This window comes from Variovorax sp. Soil_C_26, from assembly GCF_057657075.1.
Map to the genome: position 1 here is coordinate 78,752 of NZ_JBDGJC010000007.1, position 15,039 is coordinate 93,790.

The window sequence follows — 15,039 nt, forward strand, 5'->3', positions numbered from 1 at the left end:
GCGTGCGCCCCCGGAGTAGGAGCGCGCCGACAGCGTGCCGCCTACGTCGCTTCGCGTCTCTGCCCCCGCCGGTCGGGCGCGGCCGGCCCTTAGGATCGGTGGTCATACACATCCAACGGGGGATCGTCAAAATGCAGATCAGGATCGGCTTCGACATCGAGCTGGCGGTCACTGCACCGACAGCGCTGATCTACATGCTGCAGGTGCATCCCACGCGCGCGGGCGATCTGCAGGGCGGCGAGAACATCAGCATCAGCCCGCCGCTCGTCACCGACCACTACCTGGACAGCTACGACAACCACTGCGCCCGGGTGCAGGTTCCACCGGGCGTGGCAAGCGTGCGGCTGCACAACCATGCCGTGATCTTCGATACCGGCACCCCCGATCCGGTGGACCTCAGCGCGATCGAGCACACGGCGGCCGACCTGCCGACGTCCACGCTGCGCTTCCTGCTGCCGAGCCGCTATTGCGAGGTCGACAGCGAACTGCTCGCCTTCGCCTGGAACAACTTCGCCAACCTGGCGCCGGGCTGGCCGCGCGTGAAGGCGATCTGCGATTTCGTGCACGGGCACCTGCGCTTCGACTACGGCCGGGCGCGCCCCACGCGCACCGCGCTCGACGCGTTCCGCGAGGGCACCGGCGTGTGCCGCGACTTCGCGCACCTCGCGATCGCGCTGTGCCGCTGCATGAACATCCCGGCGCGCTACGCAACTGGCTACCTGGGCGACATCGGCGTGCCGCCGGTGCCGTACCCGATGGATTTCAGCGCCTGGTTCGAGGTCTACCTGGGCGACCGCTGGCACACCTTCGATGCACGCCACAACACGCCGCGCATCGGGCGCGTGCTGCTGGCACATGGGCGCGATGCGGCCGACGTGCCGATCACGATGGTGTTCGGCGCCAACACGCTGCAGCGCTTCGAGGTGACGACGCAGGAAGTGGCCTAAAGTGGCCTAAGGCATGTAGCCGAGCATCTCCATCGCGCGGCGCAGCCCGGTGCGGCGCTTCTCCATCGCGTCCCACGGCGCATTGCCGACGGTCAGGCGCTCAGCGGCGTTGGCCACGGTCCAGTGCGCCGGACCGGCAAGGTCGGGCAGTTCCTCCCAGTCGAGCGGCACCGAAATGCCCATGCCGGGGCGGGCGCGCGCCGACCAGGCAGCGGCCGTGGTGGCGCCGAAGCCGTTGCGCAGGTAGTCGGCGAAGATCCGGCCCACACGGTTGCGCGGTCCGCTCTTGGCGACGAAGCGTTCGGGCACGATGCGCGCGAGGTGCTCGACGATGGCGCGCGAAAAGCCCCGCACCTCGTCCCAGCCGAAATCGCGCCGCAGCGGCACCACCACGTGCAGGCCCTTGCCGCCGCTGGTCTTGAGGAACGACGGCAGGCCGAGCTCGTCGAGCAGCACGCGCACCAGCAGCGCGGCCTCCTGGATCAACGGCCAGTCGACGCCCTCGCCGGGGTCGAGGTCGAAGGTCATGCGGTCGGGCTTGGCCAGCGCGCGCGAGGTGGCGTTCCAGGTGTGCAGCTCGACCGTGTTGAACTGGGCCGCGCCGAGCAGCGCGCGCGCCGTGTCGATCTGCAGCAGCGGCTCGTGGCCCGGGTCGAGCGCCGGATCGAGCAGTTTGATGCCGGCGATCTCGCTGTGCTGCGCGTGCTTCTGGAAGAACAGCTCGCCGTCCATGCCGTCGGGCGCGCGCACCAGTGCGACCGGCCGGCCCTTGAGGTGCGGCAGGATCAGCGGCGCCACGCTGGCGTAGTAGGCCACCAGATCGCCTTTGGTGATGCCGGTGGCGGCGTCGATCACGCGCTCGGCGTGGGTGATGCGCGGCAGCTGGATGCCGGCTGCTGGCGACGAAGGGCCGTTGATGGAAGCTGCCATGCGCCCGAACTCTGCGCGCGCGTCGTATGCAGGGTGTAGGAGCGCGGCGGCGCCGGCCGTAGGGTTCAGGCGGCGGCGGCGGGGCCTGCCGGGCCGAGCACACGCTCGCTCGGGCGTGCGAAGTAGAACCATTCGGCACCCGGCTGCGCGAGCGCGTTGGGAAAGACGATGAAGCCGTCGTCGGGCGCGTTCACCGCTGTGCCGTCGTGGCGCATGCCGATCGGCTCGCCGCGCTGCACCGCATCGAAGGTGGCCCAGTCGCGCACCAAGCGGTCGTGCTCATGCAGCCGATAGTCCACGCTCGCGAGCCGCAGCAGCAGGCGCGGCGGTGCGGGCGGGGGGCCGGGCGGCGGCTCGGCCATGCCGAGCAGCGCGAGCGCACGGCGGATCGCGCGCCACGCCACCTCGGGCGCCTGCGGGTCCTGGTGCTGGCCGCATTCGAGCGTGACGCCGTAGCCGCCGCAGTTTCGGATGTACTCGTTGGTACCGCGGCCGAAGTCGATCTCGTGCTCGGTCACCGCCCCGCCCGCGGCGCGCTGCGCGAGTCCGGCGGCATAGATGTCGAGCCAGCCCTCCACCACGATCGGCGTGCCGAGGTGCAGCGCGAGCAGGCCTTCCTCGGTGGCGCGCGCGAACGGCTCGAGCGGACCGGTGTTGTCGCGCGGGCCGATCATCGCGAAGGCCTCGCCCGCGCTCTGGAACGAATGCAGGTCGAGCAGCACGTCGTGGCGCTCGATCAGCGGGCACAGCAGGTTGGTCACGCGCGCCTCGTAGTCGGACGGCGAGGCACTCGGCTTGAACAGGCGGTTGAGGTTGCGCTGGCCCTCGCGCTGCAGCCGCCGCCGCGCGAGCGGGTTGGCCACGGGCACCAAGGTGAGCTGGCCGCGCTGCAGCCGCAGCGCGCCGCCGTCGAGTTCGGCCAGCACGCGCTCGATACCCGCCGTGCCGCAGGTTTCGTCGCCATGCACGCCGCCCACGACGAGCAGCCGGGGGCCGGGGTTCAGCGAGGCGAAGGCATGGATGCGCAGGCTGTCGGTCGCCGCGGCGGCGTCAAGGGGATCGGAAGACATCCGGGGAATTATTGCGGAGCGCCTGGCCGCGCGCAAAGACGCTCTCGATTCGATAGCGCCGCGCGGCACCTACAGCGCGTGCCTCGCGTGTCCTACCGCGCAGGGCACGGCGCCGATGCAGCCTTGGGCGAACACCAGCTACCGTGCGAAGGAACCATGCCATGAGCAACAACAACAACAGCAGAAGCCCGGCCCGCCCCGACGATCCGCTGCGCGATGCCGGCGGGGGCGACACCAAGGTCCAGCAGGGCGGCGACTCGGCACCGCGCCTGCCGCACGAGCGCGACCAGTCGTCCGACAGTCAGGAGCCGCAGGACGGCCAGCAGGTGGAGGTGGGCCGCAAAGGCCATGACGACGTGGAGCGCGGCGTGGTCGACACCAGCCGCGGCGCCGAAACCGACCGCGTCTACAACGACAAGGTCAAGCCCTGACCGGCGCGGCGCTCAGCGCGGCGCCACGCCCGCGAGCTGCTCGCGCATCTGCGCGATCACCGCAGCGTAGTCCTTGGCATTGAATATCGCGCTGCCGGCCACGAAGGTGTCGGCACCGGCCGAGGCCACGCGCGCGATGTTGTCGGCCTTGATGCCGCCATCGACCTCGAGCCGGATGTCGCGCCCGCTCTGCTCGATGCGCCGGCGCGCAAGCTCGATCTTGCGCAGCGCCGAATCGATGAAGCTCTGCCCGCCGAAACCCGGGTTCACGCTCATGATCAGGATCAGGTCGATGTCGTCGATCGCCCAGTCGAGCGCCTCGAGCCCCAGCCCCGGGTTGAACACGAGCCCGGCCTTGCAGCCCGCGGCCTTGATGGCCTGGATGCTGCGATGGGTGTGCGGCGACGCATCGGGGTGGAAACTGATGTAGTCGGCCCCGGCTTCGGCAAACGCTGCGGCCAACGCGTCGACCGGCTGGATCATCAGGTGCACGTCGATCGGCACCGGCTCGCCGTCCGCTGTCTTGGCGTGGGGCCGCAGCGCCTTGCACACCATCGGGCCGAAGGTCAGGTTCGGCACGTAATGGTTGTCCATCACGTCGAAGTGGATCCAGTCGGCACCGGCGGCGATGACCCGGGCCAGTTCGTCGCCGAGGCGCGCGAAATCGGCGGAAAGAATGGAGGGGGCGATGCGGAACGGCGTGCTCATGGCGGCAATTGTCGCAGCCCGACGCCGGATCGGGAAAGCCGCCGGCCAGTTACCATCGCGCGCATGTCGAACAGCCCCTTCAGCGTCCAGGTCGAGCCGCGCTACCTCGCAGACCAGTCCTCCCCCAAGGACAAGGTCTACACCTTTGCCTACACGGTCACCGTGACCAACGTGGGTCGCATGGGCGCCCAGCTCATCGCGCGCCACTGGCTCATCAACGATGCCTCCGGCCATGCCCAGGAGGTCAAGGGCCTCGGCGTGATCGGGCAGCAGCCGCTGCTCGCGCCGGGCGAGAGCTTCCGCTACACCAGCGGCTGCCGGCTGCAGGCGCCGAGCGGCACGATGCACGGCAGCTACTTCGTGGTGACCGAGGACGGCGAGCGCTTCGACGTGCCGATCCCGATGTTCGTGCTCGAGGCCGATGTCGGCGGCGCGCCGGTTTCCCGCGTGCTGCACTGAGATACCACACCCCCGGGGCTGGACAGAAACCGCCTTTGTCCTGCACTCTGCGGTCACCGCCATGCGGTACAAACCCGGAGCGGGCGATTTCCAGGCGCCGCACGCGACCGCCGCGGGTCCACCTAGCGCGCAGGCCCCTCGGGGGCTTCGCTTCCCACCGACCGCCGGGCCCGCCATCCGTTTCTTCCTGACTGCATGAACCTGACGACGAATCTAATCAACGACCTGCTGGGTTTCTGGTCCGAGTGGCTGCGCCCCTCGGCCGGGCTGCCCACGGTGCTCTGGTCGCTGCTGCTGGCCGCGGCCGCAGCCTCGGGCCACCTCGTGCAGCGCTACCTGGGCTTTCCCAAGGTGGTGGGCTATTCGGCCGTGGGCGCGTTGTTCGGCTTCGCAGGCTTCGAAGGCGCGATCTGGCCGCTGCGCGGCATCAGCCTTTTCCTGCTCGAACTCGGCGCCGCCGTGGTGCTGTTCGAGGCCGGCGGCCGGCTGCCGCTGCGCTGGTTCCGCCACAACCCGATGGTGCTGGTGCAGAGCCTGCTCGAAGCCACGCTGACCTACTTCGGCGTGCTCTGGATGCTGCAGCTGCTGGGCCTGCCCGATCCGGTGGCCAACCCGATCGCGCTGATGGCGATCGTGGCGTCGCCGGCGGTGCTGAGCCGCGTGATCATGGACACCCGCGCCTCGGGGCCGGTGACCGAGCGCGCGATGACGCTCGCCACGCTCAACACCTTCTATGCGCTCGCGCTCGGCTATGCGCAGGCGGGCCTGATCGAGCGCGCGCCGCAGACCCTGCTGCAGAAGCTCTACCCGGTGGCGGTGGTGCTCGGCCTCTCGTTCGTGATCGGCGGCATCCTCGCGCTCGCGCTGCGCATGGCGCTGCGCTTCATGAGCCCGACGAGCGAGAACACCTCGATCCTGCTGATCGCGCTGATCGCGGCGGGCACCGCGCTCACGGCCCACTTCGGCGGCTCGGCGCCGCTGGCGGCACTGATCGGCGGGGTGCTGCTCAAGTCGCTCAATCCCAAGCCCTGGGCCTGGCAGCGGCAGCTCGGCACGGCCGCGTCGCTGCTCACCATGCTGATGTTCGTGCTGGTGTCGATGGTGGCGGCGCAGGCCGACTGGACGCTGCCGGTCGCGAGCGTGGTGCTGGCTGTGATCGGCATTCGCCTGGTCGCCAAGATCGCGGGCGTGGCGATCGCCAACCCGGGCAGCGGGGCCAGCTGGAAGCAGGCATTTTGGGTCGGCTGCGCGATGTCGCCGCTCTCGTCGATCGCGCTTTTGATCGCATCGAACTTCACCAGCGCCTCGCCGCTGCTCGGCACCATGATCACGCAGGTGGCGCTGCCCTCGATCCTGCTGATGGAAGTGCTGGGCGCGGTGCTCGCCACCGTGGCCATCCATGCGGTCGGCGAGAGCTCGGTGCCCTGGACGCCGCAGGCCTTCAGCACCACGGAGGACACGCAGCGATGAATGCCGCCATGCCCCCCGATCAGCTCAACCTGCACAACATGATCGACAGCGACGACGTGCGTTCGGCACCGCTGGCGGCCGACCCCGACAGCCGCGTGGTGCGGCTCGAGCCCTTCAACCGCTCCGAAGCGCTGTCGCTCGGCGTGGAGCTCGAGCTGCAGCTCGTCAACACGCACGACTACGACCTCGCGCCGTACGCCGAAGACATGCTGCGGCTCATGGCCCAGACGCCGCTGCCCGGCAGCGTGGTGCCCGAGATGACCTCGAGCATGATCGAGATCTCGACCGACATCTGCCATTCGGCCCAGGACGTGATCACGCAGCTCTCGCCGATCCGCGAGGCGCTGATCCGCAATGCCGACAAGCTCAACATCGCGGTGGTCGGCGGCGGCACGCACCCATTCCAGCAGTGGCACGAGCGGCGCATCTACGACAAGCCGCGCTTTCGCGAACTGTCGGAGCTGTACGGCTACCTGAGCAAGCAGTTCACCATCTTCGGCCAGCACGTGCACATCGGCTGCCCCGATGCGGACGCGGCCCTGCTGATGCTGCACCGCATGTCGCGCTACATCCCGCACTTCATTGCGCTGTCGGCCTCGTCGCCGTTCGTGCAGGGGCAGGACACGCAATTCGACTCGGCGCGGCTCAACTCGGTTTTCGCATTTCCGCTCTCGGGCCGCGCGCCGTTCACGCTGAGCTGGAAGGAGTTCGAGGCCTATTTCGAGCGCATGACCCGCACCGGCGTCGTGCGCAGCATGAAGGACTTCTACTGGGACATCCGTCCCAAGCCCGAGTTCGGCACGATCGAGATCCGCGTGTTCGACACGCCGCTCACGGTGGAGCGCGCCGCCGCGCTCGCGGGCTACGTGCAGTCGCTGGCCGCATGGTTCCTGCAGGAGCAGCCCTTCGAGCCCAGCGAGGAAGACTACCTCGTCTACACCTACAACCGCTTCCAGGCCTGCCGCTTCGGGCTCGACGCGGTGTATGTCGACCCCGCGAGCGGTCAGCACATGCCGCTGCGCGACCACATCCTCATGACCATGACCCAGCTCGAATGGCACAGCGAGGCGCTCAACGCCACCAAGGCGCTCGGCGAGTTGCGCACCAGCGTGGAGGCCAACCGCAACGATGCGCGCTGGCTGCGCGAGAAGCAGGGCAAGGAGCGGCTGCTCGCCGAGGTGGTGCGGCAGTCGGCGCTGCGCTTCCGCGGCGCGGACTGACCGCCCGGATTCAGCCCGCTGCGGCCTGCAGCGAAAACTGCCGCCGGTAGGCCGCCGGCGACACCTTGAAGGCCGCCGTGAAGTGCTTGCGCAGCGACACCGCCGAGCCGAAGCCGGCATCGGTCGCCACGCGCTCCACCGGCCGGTCGGTGGTTTCGAGCAGCCGCTGCGCGAGCGCGAGGCGCTGGTTCTGCAGCCACTGGCCGACCGTCGTCCCGGTGGCTTCGCGAAAGCGCCGCGTGAAGGTGCGCCGGCTCATCAGCGCACGCTTGGCGAGCGCGTCGAGCTCGTGCGCGGCCTGCAGGTGGCGCCCCAGCCATTCGAGCAGCGGCGCGAGCCCGTTGCCGCCCGCGACCGGCGGCACCGGCTGCTCGATGTACTGCGCCTGCCCGCCCTGCCGGTGCGGCGCCACCACCATGCGGCGCGCCGCACGGTTCGCGGCTTCGGCACCGTGGCGCACGCGCAGCAGGTGCAGGCAGCAGTCGATGCCCGCCGCAGTGCCGGCCGAGGTGAGCACGTCGCCGTCGTCGACGTACAGCACCTCGGGGTGCAGCTGCACCTTCGGGTACTTGCGCGCGAAGGTGTCGGCCAGCTTCCAGTGCGTGCTGGCCGGGCGGCCGTCGAGCAGGCCTGCCTCGGCCAGCACGAAGGCGCCGAGGCACAGCCCCACGACGATCGCGCCGCGGCGGTGCGCGGCCTGCAGCGCACGCAGCAGCGCCGGCGGCGCGGGGCTGCCGTCGTCGCGCCACGAGGGCACGATCACGATCTGTGCCTGCCGGATGGCCTCGAGGCCGTGCGGCACGTTGAGCGTGAAACCCGCGTTGGTGCGCAATGGCCCCGGCTCGAAACCGCACACCTGCAGCCGGAAGCGCGGCACCCCCGCTTCGGTGCGGTCTTCGCCGAAGACCATGCACGGCACCGAGAGGTGAAAGGGGCTGATGCCGTCGAAGGCCACGACGGCGATGGTTTCTGCAGGGGTTCGCGCCATGGCCCGATTTTATCGATGAATGGCATTCGGGCCACTTTTCCGCACGCGCCGCGCGGGCAAGAATCGGTGCAACCCAACCTACAACCTACGGAGCAAGCCCATGAACGCAAAGACCGCACCGCGCCGCGCCCTCGTCGTGATCGACGTGCAGAACGAGTACTTCGAAGGCGGCGGACTGCCGATCGAGCATCCGCCGGTCGAGCAGTCGCTGCCGAACATCACCCGCGCGATGGACGCCGCGCGCGCCGCCGGCACGCCCGTGGTGGTGGTGCGCCACCATGCGCCGGCCGGCGCGCCGGTGTTCCAGGCCGACGCCCACAACGGCCAGCTGCATCCCGAGATCGCGAAGCGGCCGCACGACCACCTCGTGACCAAGGCCTTCCCGAGCGTCTTCACGGGCACCGACTTCGCCGACTGGATCGCGCGCACGGGCATCGACACGCTCAGCATCGCCGGCTACATGACGCACAACTGCGATGCGTCGACCGTGTTCGAGGCCATGCACCGCGGCCTGAACGTGGAATTCCTCTCCGACGCGACCGGCGCCCTGCCCTACGCCAACGCGGCGGGCCGCGCGAGCGCGGAAGAGATCCACCGCGTCTTCAGCGTGGTGTTCCACAGCAACTTCGCGGCGGTGGCGACCACCGAGGCTTGGATCGCCGCGCTGCAGGCCGGCGAGGCGATCGAGAAGGACAACGTGGTCATGTCGAACCGGCGCGCGCGGGGCTGAGCGCGCGCCAAGGTTGCATTTCGCGCGCACCGGAGCCCTTATGCTCGCCGCATGGGTGAATTCGACCTGATCGCACGCTACTTCCACCGCCCCGCCAAGCGCTCGCCGCTCGGCGTGGGCGACGACTGCGCGCTGCTCGCGCCCGCGCCGGGCATGCAGCTGGCGGTGTCTTCCGACATGCTGGTCGAAGGCCGGCATTTCCTCTCGACGGTCGATCCGGTGCGGCTCGGGCACAAGGCGCTGGCGGTGAACCTCAGCGACCTGGCCGCCTGCGGCGCGAAGCCGCTGGCCTTCACGCTCGCGCTGGCGCTGCCGAGCATCGATGCGCCGTGGCTCGAGGCGTTCTCGCGCGGGCTGCTGGCGCTGGCCGACGTGCACGGCTGCGAGCTCGTGGGCGGCGACACCACGCGCGGGCCGCTCAACATCTGCATCACCGTGTTCGGCGAGGTGCCGGCCGGTGCGGCGCTGCTGCGCTCGGGCGCGCGTGCCGGCGACGACATCTGGGCCAGCGGCACGCTCGGCGATGCGCGGCTCGCGCTCGAGGTGTTCCGCGGCACCCTCGCGCTCCCGGCCGAGGTGTTCAAGGCGGCGCGCGCACGCATGGAGCAGCCCACGCCGCGCGTGGCGCTGGGCCAGGCGCTACGCGGCACCGCATCGGCCGCGGTGGACGTGAGCGACGGCCTCGTCGGCGACCTGGGCCACATCCTTGCGGCGAGCGGGGTCGGTGCCACGCTCGACGCCGATGCGGCCGCGAGCCTCGTGGCCGCGGCCGACACGCCCGGCATCGGCACCGAGACGCTGCGCGGCTGCGCGCTTTCGGGCGGCGACGACTACGAGCTGGTGTTCACCGCCCCGCCCACGGCGCGCGCCGCGGTGGCGCAGGCCGGCCGCGAAAGCGCCACGCGCGTCACGCGCATCGGCCGCATCGAGGCCGAAGCCGGACTGCGCATCGTCGATGCGGGCGGTGCACCGGTGGCGCAGCGCTTCGGGTCGTTCGACCACTTCGCCTGATCAACCCCTGCGCGCGGCAACGAAGCGGGCCACCAGCCACGCCGCCAGCGCCGGCGCGAGTGCGAAGCTCGCGAACAGCCAGGCAGCCGCCGAGCGCGCGCCGGCCGCGCCACCGGGTTCGGTGAGGCCGGCCGCATTGGCCACCAGCCCCGCCACCGCTGCGCCCACGGCCATGCCATAGAGCTGCACGGTGGTGATCGAGGCCGAGGCCAGGCCTTCCTGGCCGCCGGGCGCGAGCGACATCACGCGCGTGACCAGGTGCGGCCATCCGATGCCCACGCCAACACCCACGACGGCCAACGCGACGCCTGCCAGAAACATCTCGAGCCCCGGCGCGAAACGCCCGGGCGCCGGCAGCAGCAGCGCGAGCGCGACGAGCCCCAGCGTGCAGGCCACCGGCCCGGCGCGCAGCATGCGGTCGGCGGCGCGGCCGCTGCGGCCCGACGACAGCAGCGACCCCGCGCTCCAGCCACCGGCCATCGCGGCCGTCAGGTAGCCGGCCGACAGCGGCGAATGGCCGTGCAGCAGCTGCAGGAAATAGGGCACGAAGATCTCGGTGGTGGTGCCGACGAGCAGCAGCACCACGCTCGCATAGATGGCCCCCATCGGCGCGCGCACCGCGTAGGCGCCGGTCGGCAGCAGCCGCACCGCGGCACGCCGGTCGACCCGCGTGGCGAGCAGGCCGAGTCCGAGCCCGAGCGCCACGCCGGCGGCCTGCCAGGCCAGCGCCGGCCAGAACCCGCTCGCCGCGATCACCAGCACCGAGGCGGCGAGCAAGCCGATCTGCGGCGCCGGAATGCGCGGCATCTGCGCCGGCCGCTGGTGCCGCACGCCCGCCGCGGGCCGCAGTTGCACCGCCACCAGAAGCGCCTGCGCCGCAGCCAGCGGCAGCAGCGACCAGAAGGCCCAGCGCCAGTGCCCCGCCTGCGCGAACAGGCCGCCGACCGCCGGCCCGCAGAGCGTGGCCACGCCCCACATGCCCGACACCAGCGCCACCGCACGCGGCCACAGCCGCGGCGCGAACACCAGCTGGATCAGCGCATAGCTCAGGGCGGCAAGCAGGCCGCCACCCAACCCCTGCACCGTGCGGCCCGCGAGCAGCCAGGCCATGGCCGGTGCAAGCGCGCACGCCATCGAGCCCATGGTAAAGATCGCCAGGGCGGCCAGGCAGGCGCCGCGCGGCCCAAGCCTCGCCAGCAGCCGCACCGACAGCGTCGCGCCCAGGATCGATCCCACGACGAATAGCGTGGTGCTCCACGCGTACCAGTCGAGGCCGCCGATCTCGTTCACCACCGACGGCAGCACGGTGGTCACGATGTGCACGTTGACCGCGTGCAGCGCCACACCGCCCGTGAGCGCCACTGCACGCCAGCCGTTGCGGCCGCTGAACAGCTCGCGCCAGCCGGGGGCGGGCGGTGGGGACGGCAGCGGGGAAACGCCGGTGGCGGAGGGAATGGTCGAAGAGGCAGCGGGCATGGCGCAAGGGCGGAGCGAGAGGAAGGCCTCGATCGTAGGCCGGGTCCATCAATTAAACAAGTAATTGCTTTGATAAATGCAAGATCTTGGCCGCCCTCGAATGCGCGACACTCCTGGCTCGACCCCAGCCGTTTTCTCTTCCGCAGGCCCGATGTCCCCCGCCACCCCGCTCCGCCCCACCATCGCTTTTCTTCGCGCGCATCCGGCGCATTTCATCGCGCTCGGCTTCGGCTCCGGGCTCGGACGCATGGCGCCGGGCACCGTCGGCACGCTCTGGGCCTGGGTGGCGTTCGCGGTGATGCAGCTGTGGTTCACGCCCGCAACGATCGGCTGGATCATCCTGGCCGCGCTGCCGATCGGCTGGTGGGCCTGCAGCCGCACCGCGCGCGACCTCGGCGTGGCCGACCCGGGTTGCATCGTCTGGGACGAAGTGGTGGCGTTCTGGATCGTGCTCTGGCTGGTCACGCCCGCGGGCCTGCTGGCGCAGGCGGTGGCCTTCGGGCTGTTCCGGTTCTTCGATGCCGCCAAGCCCGGCCCGGTGGGCTGGGCCGATGCGCTGTTCAAGCCGCGTGCCGGTGTCGAGACGCGCTGGTGGCGCGCAGGCTTCGGCATTCTTTTCGACGACCTGGTGGCGGCCTTCTGCACGCTGCTGGTCATTGCGCTGTGGCGCGCCTGGTGAGTAGGGCCTGTTCACACTATTTACGGGGTCGCGAAGGCATGCCAAAGCGGACAAATCAAGGCGCACGACGCAGTGTGTGCGTCGGCACACACAAGGCGTGCAACGCGGAGTTGGCCGCTTTGGCATGCCTTCCCTTCGGGTTGGCCCGCATTGGGGCCGTCTGCGGCGTTGCCCGCGCTTGCAATGCTCCAGCATTGCTGCGCACGGGCGCCTTGCAGCCAGCCCCGATGCGGGCCAACGCGATCCCCGTAAATAGTGTGAACAGGCCCTGACCATGACGAACCCCCTGCTTCCTCCGCGGCCCCTGCTCGCCGACAAGGCCACGCCCGCGATCGTCGCGGCCTTGGCCGACCTGCTGCTGCAGAAGGGCTGGATGCTGGCCACGGCCGAAAGCTGCACCGGCGGCCTGATCGCCGGCGCCTGCACCGACCTCGCGGGCTCGAGCGCCTGGTTCGACCGTGGCTTCGTGAGCTATTCGAACGCGGCCAAGACCGACATGCTGGACGTCGACGCGGCGCTGATCGCCACCGATGGCGCGGTCAGCGAACCCGTGGCGCGCGCCATGGCCGTGGGCGCGGCGGACCGCTCGGGCGCCCGCGTCGCGGTGGCAGTGACCGGCGTGGCCGGCCCGAGCGGCGGCAGCGCCGACAAGCCGGTCGGCACGGTGTGGTTCGGCTGGTCGGTCGATGGCCAACTGCGCACCGAGCGCCGGCGCTTCGAGGGCGACCGCGCGGCGGTGCGCGCGGCCACGGTGCACTACGCGCTGCAGACGCTGGTGGTGCTGCTCGGCCCGCAGGGCAACGCCTGAAAAGCCGCACGGCGCGGTCCACTATGATCTCGCGCCGCGCACCGTTCCATCCGAAGAAAGAGGCCTCATGACCGCAGCATCAGCCAATGCCCAGACCATCGAGCGCTTCTACCAGGCCTTTGCGCGGCTCGACGGCCCCGCCATGGCCGCCTGCTACGCGAGCGATGCGGCCTTCGACGACGAGGCCTTCTCGCTGCGCGGGCGGCGCCAGGTCGGCGGCATGTGGCGCATGCTCTGCGACGCCACGCGCGCCAGGGGCGCCGACGTCTGGAAGCTGAGCTGGCGCGACGTGGAGGCCGACGACACCAGCGGCCGGGCCCACTGGGACGCGCACTACCGCTTCAGCGCCACCGGTCGCCTGGTCGACAACCACGTCGATGCGCAGTTCGGCTTCACGCCCGAAGGCCTCATCGCCACCCACCGCGACAGCTTCGCGTTCTGGGCCTGGGCGCGCCAGGCGCTCGGCGCGCCGGGGCTGCTGCTCGGCTGGACGCCGATGCTGCGCAACAAAGTCAGGGCCACCGCGGCCGCCAACCTCGCCACTTACCTCGCACGCGAACCATGAACGACAAGACCTCCCTCGCCATTGCCGACAACCCCGCCCAGCACCGCTACGAAGCCATGCGCGACGGCCGGCTCGCGGGCTATGCCGAATACAACCTGCTGACCGACGCGATCCTGTTCTCGCACACCGAGGTGCTGCCCGAGAACGAAGGCAAGGGCGTGGGCTCGGGCCTCGCGCGGCATGTGCTCGACGACGCGCGCGCCAGGGGGCTGCATGTGATTCCGGTGTGCCAGTTCATCGCGGGCTACATCCGCAAGCACCGCGAGTACGCGGACCTCGTGCGCCCGGACGTGCAGCGCGCGTTCAAGATCTGAGCCGCACGCTCAAGACCTGAGCAGCGCCTTTGGCGCGGGCAGCCACGCGAAGGCCGCGATACCGAGCACCAGCAGCGCCGCGATGACGGCCATCACGGCCGTGAGCGGATCGCCGCCGTGCGCGACGGCCACCGACGCCGCCAGGCCCGTGGCCCACTGCATGAGCGCGACGCCGAGGAACATCGCCATGGTGAACACCGCCATGGCCCGGCCGGTGAGCGTGGCCGGATAGGCCACGCGCACGTCGGCGTACTGCCAGACGATGAAGCCCGAGAGCACGCCGATCATCAGCAGGCCCGCGATGTCGAGCCACGCCGCGCGTGTGAAGGCGACCAGCGCGAAGAGCGCCGCATAGCCGAGCGCGCAGCCCACGATCCGGCGCCGGCGCAGCGCACCGTCGCGGTCGAAACGGCCGAACAGCGGCGCGCCGACGAGCGAGATCACCGACATGGCGATGGCGACATTGCCGCTCTGCACCAGCGAGAAGCCGTGGCGCTCCATCATGAGCGGCCCGAGCCAGAGGCCGCGCAGCGAGATGAAGGCCGCATACGTCACCCCGCCGAGCAGGACGATGCCGAGCGTGTGCGGCATCGCGAGCAGCACGCCGAACTGGCGGATCGCCTCGGGGATCGACTCCTTCGCCTTCGGCACCGCCGAGGCGGGCTCGCGCACCCAGTGCCAGATGGCGAGCCAGGCCAGCGCCGAGACGACGGCCAGCACCACGAAGCCCGCGCGCCAAGAGAACGCCTCGACCAGCCACGCGAGCGGCGTGCCCGTGACCAGCATGCCGACCCCGCCGATCGCGAGCACCAGGCCCGAGACGGTGGCGAAGCGTGCGGCGGGAAAGTGCCGCGCGACGAAGACGGTGCACACCAGGAAGGCCGGCGCGCAGCCGATGCCGATCAGCGCCTGGCCGGCCACCAGCACTGGGTAGCTCTGCGCCAGCGCCGAGAGCAGCGCGCCCGCGATCGCGATCGGAAACGCCACCAGCACGGTGCGCCGCACGCCATGCAGGTCGATGCCGATGCCCATGAACAGCTGCATCGCGCCGAATGCGAAATGGAACGCACCCGAGAAGATGCCGAGCGCCTGCGCCGAGAGCCCGAAATCGGCCTGCAGCGGGCTCGCCATGATCGCGCCGACGGTGCGGAACGCCTGGCTCAGCGCCACCCCGGCGCACAGCGCCAGCACCATGACCCACGCGGCGCGCGGGCTCAGCCTTGCACCGGCGTC

17 protein-coding genes are annotated in these 15,039 nt (G+C 70.7%); 11 read left to right on the forward strand and 6 right to left on the reverse strand.

The features are described from left to right. The first annotated feature begins 131 nt into the window (after window positions 1-131). Window positions 132-947 carry a transglutaminase-like domain-containing protein gene (locus tag AC3A6G_RS20000; RefSeq protein ID WP_487861324.1) on the forward strand — a complete coding sequence of 272 codons (816 nt, stop codon included), beginning with the start codon at window positions 132-134 and terminating at the stop codon, window positions 945-947. A gap of 6 nt (window positions 948-953) precedes the next feature. On the opposite strand, the gene ligD is transcribed toward AC3A6G_RS20000, so the two are convergent. Beyond that, window positions 954-1,877 carry a non-homologous end-joining DNA ligase gene (gene ligD, locus AC3A6G_RS20005; RefSeq protein ID WP_487861323.1) on the reverse strand — a complete coding sequence of 308 codons (924 nt, stop codon included), beginning with the start codon at window positions 1,875-1,877 and terminating at the stop codon, window positions 954-956. 65 nt (window positions 1,878-1,942) lie between these two features. Continuing rightward, window positions 1,943-2,947, reverse strand: coding sequence for a M14 family metallopeptidase (locus AC3A6G_RS20010; protein WP_487861322.1), 1,005 nt, complete (start codon window positions 2,945-2,947; stop codon window positions 1,943-1,945). A gap of 161 nt (window positions 2,948-3,108) precedes the next feature. On the opposite strand from AC3A6G_RS20010, the gene AC3A6G_RS20015 reads away from it, so the two are divergent. Beyond that, window positions 3,109-3,378 carry a hypothetical protein gene (locus tag AC3A6G_RS20015; RefSeq protein ID WP_487861321.1) on the forward strand — a complete coding sequence of 90 codons (270 nt, stop codon included), beginning with the start codon at window positions 3,109-3,111 and terminating at the stop codon, window positions 3,376-3,378. Between the two features lie 12 nt (window positions 3,379-3,390). Here AC3A6G_RS20015 and rpe read toward each other — a convergent pair whose 3' ends face one another. After that, a complete protein-coding gene (gene rpe, locus AC3A6G_RS20020) occupies window positions 3,391-4,086 on the reverse strand; it encodes a ribulose-phosphate 3-epimerase (RefSeq protein WP_487861320.1) in 696 nt (231 codons plus the stop codon). Between the two features lie 63 nt (window positions 4,087-4,149). Between rpe and apaG the strand changes: the two genes are divergently transcribed. The 3 genes from apaG to AC3A6G_RS20035 all read left to right on the forward strand — a co-directional run bounded on the left by apaG (window position 4,150) and on the right by AC3A6G_RS20035 (window position 7,235). Then, on the forward strand, window positions 4,150-4,545 hold the full coding sequence (gene apaG / locus AC3A6G_RS20025; protein WP_487861319.1) for a Co2+/Mg2+ efflux protein ApaG: 396 nt from the start codon (window positions 4,150-4,152) through the stop codon (window positions 4,543-4,545). A 195-nt stretch (window positions 4,546-4,740) separates the two neighbouring features. Further along, entirely contained in the window at window positions 4,741-6,015 is a 1,275-nt protein-coding gene (locus tag AC3A6G_RS20030) for a cation:proton antiporter (RefSeq protein ID WP_487861318.1), read from the forward strand. 98 nt (window positions 6,016-6,113) lie between these two features. Further along, complete coding sequence (locus AC3A6G_RS20035; protein WP_487861389.1) at window positions 6,114-7,235, forward strand: YbdK family carboxylate-amine ligase; 1,122 nt, start codon at window positions 6,114-6,116, stop codon at window positions 7,233-7,235. A 10-nt stretch (window positions 7,236-7,245) separates the two neighbouring features. Here the strand turns inward: AC3A6G_RS20035 and AC3A6G_RS20040 are convergent, their stop codons facing one another. After that, a complete protein-coding gene (locus AC3A6G_RS20040) occupies window positions 7,246-8,223 on the reverse strand; it encodes a GlxA family transcriptional regulator (RefSeq protein WP_487861317.1) in 978 nt (325 codons plus the stop codon). 100 nt (window positions 8,224-8,323) lie between these two features. Between AC3A6G_RS20040 and AC3A6G_RS20045 the strand changes: the two genes are divergently transcribed. After that, window positions 8,324-8,953, forward strand: coding sequence for a cysteine hydrolase family protein (locus tag AC3A6G_RS20045; RefSeq protein ID WP_487861316.1), 630 nt, complete (start codon window positions 8,324-8,326; stop codon window positions 8,951-8,953). A 51-nt stretch (window positions 8,954-9,004) separates the two neighbouring features. Continuing rightward, window positions 9,005-9,964 carry a thiamine-phosphate kinase gene (thiL, locus tag AC3A6G_RS20050; protein ID WP_487861315.1) on the forward strand — a complete coding sequence of 320 codons (960 nt, stop codon included), beginning with the start codon at window positions 9,005-9,007 and terminating at the stop codon, window positions 9,962-9,964. Here thiL and AC3A6G_RS20055 read toward each other — a convergent pair whose 3' ends face one another. Continuing rightward, window positions 9,965-11,440: an MFS transporter gene (locus tag AC3A6G_RS20055; RefSeq protein ID WP_487861314.1), complete on the reverse strand. Its 1,476-nt coding sequence runs from the start codon at window positions 11,438-11,440 to the stop codon at window positions 9,965-9,967. Window positions 11,441-11,591: 151 nt separating this feature from the next. Between AC3A6G_RS20055 and AC3A6G_RS20060 the strand changes: the two genes are divergently transcribed. The 4 genes from AC3A6G_RS20060 (at window position 11,592) to AC3A6G_RS20075 (ending at window position 13,806) form a co-directional block, all read left to right on the forward strand. Then, the gene (locus tag AC3A6G_RS20060; RefSeq protein ID WP_487861313.1) at window positions 11,592-12,119 is read left to right on the forward strand and encodes a phosphatidylglycerophosphatase A family protein; all 528 of its coding nucleotides are present in this window, start codon (window positions 11,592-11,594) and stop codon (window positions 12,117-12,119) included. A 274-nt stretch (window positions 12,120-12,393) separates the two neighbouring features. Next, window positions 12,394-12,927: a CinA family protein gene (locus AC3A6G_RS20065; protein WP_487861312.1), complete on the forward strand. Its 534-nt coding sequence runs from the start codon at window positions 12,394-12,396 to the stop codon at window positions 12,925-12,927. A gap of 67 nt (window positions 12,928-12,994) precedes the next feature. Beyond that, the gene (locus AC3A6G_RS20070; RefSeq protein ID WP_487861311.1) at window positions 12,995-13,492 is read left to right on the forward strand and encodes a nuclear transport factor 2 family protein; all 498 of its coding nucleotides are present in this window, start codon (window positions 12,995-12,997) and stop codon (window positions 13,490-13,492) included. Beyond that, entirely contained in the window at window positions 13,489-13,806 is a 318-nt protein-coding gene (locus tag AC3A6G_RS20075; protein ID WP_487861310.1) for a GNAT family N-acetyltransferase, read from the forward strand. Before AC3A6G_RS20070 ends, AC3A6G_RS20075 begins: the two co-directional genes overlap by 4 nt. Window positions 13,807-13,815: 9 nt before the next feature. Here AC3A6G_RS20075 and AC3A6G_RS20080 read toward each other — a convergent pair whose 3' ends face one another. Next, complete coding sequence (locus AC3A6G_RS20080) at window positions 13,816-15,000, reverse strand: MFS transporter (protein WP_487861388.1); 1,185 nt, start codon at window positions 14,998-15,000, stop codon at window positions 13,816-13,818. Window positions 15,001-15,039: the final 39 nt, after the last annotated feature.